General features: G+C 54.4%; 4 protein-coding genes and 1 pseudogene. All 5 read right to left on the bottom strand.

Annotated features, from left to right (window positions below; genetic code table 11):
* Nucleotides 1-300: pseudogene (locus RDN69_RS05755) on the bottom strand (OmpH family outer membrane protein); the annotation flags it as partial.
* Nucleotides 301-323: 23 nt separating this feature from the next.
* Nucleotides 324-1,592, bottom strand: coding sequence for a hypothetical protein (locus tag RDN69_RS05750; protein WP_288218361.1), 1,269 nt, complete (start codon nucleotides 1,590-1,592; stop codon nucleotides 324-326).
* A gap of 60 nt (nucleotides 1,593-1,652) precedes the next feature.
* Nucleotides 1,653-3,869, bottom strand: a complete 2,217-nt coding sequence (locus RDN69_RS05745) for an outer membrane protein assembly factor (RefSeq protein ID WP_024048170.1) — start codon at nucleotides 3,867-3,869, stop codon at nucleotides 1,653-1,655.
* A gap of 68 nt (nucleotides 3,870-3,937) precedes the next feature.
* Nucleotides 3,938-4,453, bottom strand: a complete 516-nt coding sequence (locus RDN69_RS05740; RefSeq protein ID WP_273260175.1) for a hypothetical protein — start codon at nucleotides 4,451-4,453, stop codon at nucleotides 3,938-3,940.
* A 159-nt stretch (nucleotides 4,454-4,612) separates the two neighbouring features.
* The coding region (locus RDN69_RS05735) for a sigma factor-like helix-turn-helix DNA-binding protein (protein WP_288218360.1) at nucleotides 4,613-4,988 on the bottom strand (376 nt) is incomplete at its 5' end.

Genomic DNA, 4,988 nt, shown 5'->3' with positions numbered 1-4,988 from the left:
TTGCATTTCCTGGAAATATTGCTGTTTTTCCGCGTCCGACATATTCGCCGCTTTCGCGTCAAATTCGCTTTGCAATTCTTGCGCCGCCGCCGCCATTTGCTGCTGATATTCTACGCCTAAACTCGACGTATCTTTAATAATGTTGGCCTGATCGACCACGCCGATGGACGAGGTCGGAGCCGCTTGAGCCACGTTCCCCATGCCCATCATGGCATACGCCGCGATACCGAGAACGAATACCGCCGCAACGATGAACGAAACCACTTTCACATTGTACTTATTACGCATTGCTCGCATCATAATGAATCGACTCCTTTAATTTCTCAGATATGTCCGATGACCCGGACCCAATAATCGTCTTCATCACGAATCAGCTCCACACCGAGATAATCCTGAAAACGATACCCGACAGAAACACTGTCCGTCGACGGCGACAATTCATGGTCCCACCGGAGATACCAGTGCGGCCCGAATTCCTGCCGTAAAAATGCCGTTTGCTGCGGCTCTGTCCACTCGTAACGATAGCCCAAGTAGGTTCCTACGCCAAAACGATGCATGTAACCGGTGGCAATATCCCAGCTCACATCGTGCGGGAAAAAATCCACATCAGCGAAGAAAGTATCGTGATCCGTCACGCGTTTTCCGAGCGTGCCGCGAACACGTGTGTTTTTTTCTTCCCGTCCCAAATCCAAAGCAACATTGGCGTCAATTAACCACGTGTCGGTGCTCGCATTGATCGTATAGGTAAGTTCTTCACCGATCGTAAGCGTGCCTGTCAAATCTAAATCGTAACGACTGATAAAGGGATCTTCTTTGGCCGTTTGCAGCAAACGCGCGGCGATTTCCTCGCGGTGACGTTCCAAAAATGCCTGCGGCGCGCCGATGTATTCCGGCAAGACCGCCCGGACGCGTTCCGCCGCGCCGTTGATGAAGATACGCGGCACGGTTTCGGAAGCCATCCGAACCCGACCGGTGCGAACCGTCAGTCCTTGCGGTAAAAGGTAGATTTTAGCATTCGTTACCGCCGCCGGTGTGATCTCAAGCTTGGCGTTAAATTCCGGCAAACGACGGGCAAATTCGTCTTTTACGAGCGTGTCTGAAATGCCCCCTACCCAATCCAACGCACCAAGCGGCAAGCCGATCAAAAGCGCGTTGATTCTTTTGTCGATCGCCGCCAGATCGCTTGCCATCAAAGCATGCACTGTCGGCGATAAATTACCGTAATCAACCGCCGTGTGCACCTCTTGCACGTGCTCACCGTAGGGCGTCAGAACGAGAACCAGTCGGGTCGCCGCGTCGGCGCGCACCTCGACATCGGTCACCACGTATCCCGAAATAACACGACCCGCGACATCCGCCAACACCTTGCCGTATTCTCCGGCATGCGCCGCCACCGTTTCCGATGGCTGACCGACCAAAACGCGTTCACCGATCACTTTGACACTGGCCTCAATACGATCGGCCACCGAAGGCGCCAATCGCCCCGTACCGGTTTGCACGCTGACATCCACCGTCTGAATCGGCGCCGCCCAAAGAGTCAGCGGCAGCGCGACCAACGCCGCACTCAAGAGACCGGTAAGCCGCTTACTCATAGATTCCCTCATTTCTTATAAACAGTGAACAGGCGACAAGAATTTGTCGCCTGTCGCGGTTTAGAATTGGCCGCCGAAGCTGAAGTGGAATTTATTCTTGTCACCATGCGCATAGTCGAGTCGAATCGGTCCGATCGGAGTCTGCACGCGCAAGCCGACACCGGTCGACCAATGCACCTTATTGCTGTCATGGTACCAGGGAATGCGCGACTCATCGATGCCCCACGCGTTACCGACATCGGTAAAGACAACGCCGTCCACTTTTTTAATGATCGGGAAACGGTATTCCAAGGTCGCCGCATACATGTTGCTGCCTTTGAACTGGTCATCTTCAAAGCCGCGCAAGTTGTAAGCGCCGCCCAAGCTGAAGAGTTCGGAGTAACCGATTTCGCCGTTGGCGTAACCGCCCATGACGCGCAGCGCCAAGACGTGGTTGTTTTTCAATTTCTTATAAAAACGTCCTTCGGCGTTGACTTTATAGAAGTCGAAATCGCCGCCCAAGCCGTGGCCCGCCCATTGACCGGTTACCGAGTAACGGTAGCCGCGGGTCGGGTTGAAGTAGTTGTCGCGGTTATCAAACACATGGGTGAGAGACAAGCTGTTCGTTTTACCGAAGTTTTTGCCGATGTAGTCCATGTTTTTGAAATTGTAGTAGCCTTGCGGCGTGACGGTGGCCACTGCCGTGCGCAAGGCATCGCGCCATTTGTTGAGCGCTTCGGCATCCGCTTTATCATCGCCGGTCATTTTCGGTGTTTCCGGAAGCGTTACACTGCCAAGCAAGTTTGCTTGCGCGGCCGCGTCCAGAAGCGTCGGTTCCGGAGCGTTCAACGCGAAATTAACGACCGGAATCGGTTTGCCGTTGGCGTCCAGCTTCAATTCGCCTTTTTCCGTACGCTGCAGGCCGACTAACGGAATGACCGCGTTTTCACCGTAGTTGAAGCCGCCTTTATATTCGTCATATTTATCGTCGCGGCTTTCCCAGGTAAGTGATGTCGTGCGATATTCGCCATGCGCGCGTCCCAGGGTCAGGTTGTAGCCTCTGCGACGCTTGTCATAGGTAGCGACAGTGCTGCCGTCTTCATTGTAATCATCGTATTCCACCACACGATTGTAGAACGAGAAGCCGAGCGACGTGCCTTTGTCATCAAGCCACGGACGCGTGTACGAAATCTGGTAGTTCTTGTCGCTGCCTTTGCCGCCGAATTCCCAGTGAACATTGATCTTGTCGCCCGTACCGCGGAAGTTGTTTTCACCGAATTCCACAATTCCGACAAAACCGTCCGACTTCGAGTAGCCGGCGCCCAAGGTAACGACGCCCGTCTTTTGTTCGAGCACGTCGATTTCCACAACGACCTGGTGATCGACTTTACCCGGCAGCAAACGCACGTTGACGTCTTCAAAGTAACCCAGGTTGTAAAGACGTTCCAAACTGCGTTGCGCCAGATATTTATTGAAAGGATCCCCTTCTTTGAAGCGCAGTTCGCGCGTGATGACATAATCCTTGGTCTTTTTGTTGCCTTTGATGACGATGTCTTCGACAATGCCTTCATCGACTTTGACCGTCAGCGTTCCGTCCGGCGCGACCTGCACATCGGAAACGGAGGCCAAAATATAGCCCTGCTTCACGTAGAGATCTTCGATCGCGCGAACTTTTTGGCCCACTTCCACCGTATTTAACACGCTGCCTTGCGGAATGGCCAACATCTGCGCAAGGTACTCGGCATCAAACGCCGACACGCCTTCCACGCGAACCTGATTGACTACCGGGTTCGGCGCGACCTGATACGTCAACTGCACGCCTTCCGGAACGCCGGTGAAAACCGGCGCGATTTGCGCAAAAATGCCGCTGTCGCCGATGGCTTTAATGTCGGCCGCAATCGCTTCCGACGATACTTTGTCACCGACTTTAGTGGTCAAACGCGGCAGTACTTGCTGTGCGACTCCGTCCGGAACGCCTGCCAACGCTACTTTTGTAACCGTTTTACCGACCTGCGCATCGATCGCCGCCTGGTCCGCTTTGGCTACATACAGCGCCTGCACATTGCTCGTCTGGGTCGTCTGACCGACGGTCAACGCCGGATTGTCGATTAATCCCTGCGCCGCAAGCGAGTCGCTTGCGCCCGGCGTCACCGTCGTTGAGATAGCCGCTTCATTGTACGGCATATGCTGTTCGGAAACCGTCGTCGGCGCATCCGCCGCGAACCCCTGAGTCACTCCCAGCGTTGCCAGCGTGACTGCGGCGACAAGCCATTGCCGCGCCTGTTTACCATGTTTCATATAGTCATATCCTCCTAATTGCAAATGGTATCCATTCCTCCGAATGATAGGTTTAGTTTACTTGATAATTACGGTGTACGCAACACCTTCGCCGCATCGCTGACCACCGACTGCATCTCGTCCGGAGCAAGTTGCACTGTTGGCGCTGCCGGTGCCGTTTTGACCGGTGGCGGCGCATGCACTGCCGGCGCACTCGTCTGCGCTACCGTGCTTGCCGCCGGCGCTTGCTGCGCGACTTGCGAAACGGCCGCTTGCGGCAATGCCGCCGGACGTTCCAAGGGAACTGTTTTAACCACCGCTGCGGGAGCCGTAACCGGCGTGGGAGCGTCATCATCCCGTTGCCACCACCAGCCGAAACCGCTCACCATGACGAGCGCCGTCACCAGCGCGAGAGCACGTTGCCAATGTTGCCACTGTCGGGACATGCCGCGGTCTTCCCGAAGTTTTTGCATTTCGGCTTGGGCCAAAAGCAAGTTCAACTCGCCTTTCAGCGGCGTTTCGTCATGAAACGAATGTTCCGCCTGTTCCAGCCAGCGCCGCGCCGTTTCGACGCGACGGACAAGCTCCTCTCGGGAAAGGCTCATGCGTGTACTCCTTTCTTGTAAAATTTCTGAATAAATTTTCCTAATCAATTTAAAATCGGCTTTTCGGGTTTTCTTTGCAACCGTATTCAGCATTGCTTTTCTGCATAATACTCTTGTTTTTGAGCGAATTCTCGCAAATTATAGCCGATGTATCTTCATTTACTCGCGCCGTTCGTGCATCAAGCGCGACAACATGCCGCGCAGGCGGCGCACACCGGTTTTTTGCAGTTTATAAATGTAAGTTTTAGAAACTTGTAATTCCAGCGCCAGCTCTTTCGGCTCGCGATTTTGCATGTAAATACCGTCGACCACCTGCTGTTCCTTCGGCGGCAAACGATGCACGGCGTTACGCACCGCTTCCCACAAAAACGTCCGATCGGCCGCCTCAAACGCATCCGTCGCCTCCGTCACGAGGCTGTTGAATTGAGCGCGGCTTTCGGCCCAGGCGCTGTCGGCAACCGGGATATCGGTCCCGTTTTTATAGATGTAATCGAGCATGCGGCCGCGAATGCGATGGCGCGCAAAAAGGGAAAAC

The sequence above is a fragment of the uncultured Negativicoccus sp. genome, assembly GCF_902480485.1.
Lineage (GTDB): Bacteria > Bacillota > Negativicutes > Veillonellales > Negativicoccaceae > Negativicoccus > Negativicoccus succinicivorans.
Note: the sequence above shows the minus strand (reverse complement) of the source record. Positions and strands in the feature narration are given on the sequence as shown.

What these genes read in the sequence shown, in the direction of transcription:
- RDN69_RS05750 (WP_288218361.1), bottom strand. Translation starts at nt 1,592, where the DNA reads ATGAGTAAGCGGCTTACCGGTCTCTTGAGTGCGGCGTTGGTCGCGCTG.
- RDN69_RS05745 (WP_024048170.1), bottom strand. Translation starts at nt 3,869, where the DNA reads ATGAAACATGGTAAACAGGCGCGGCAATGGCTTGTCGCCGCAGTCACG.
- RDN69_RS05740 (WP_273260175.1), bottom strand. Translation starts at nt 4,453, where the DNA reads ATGAGCCTTTCCCGAGAGGAGCTTGTCCGTCGCGTCGAAACGGCGCGG.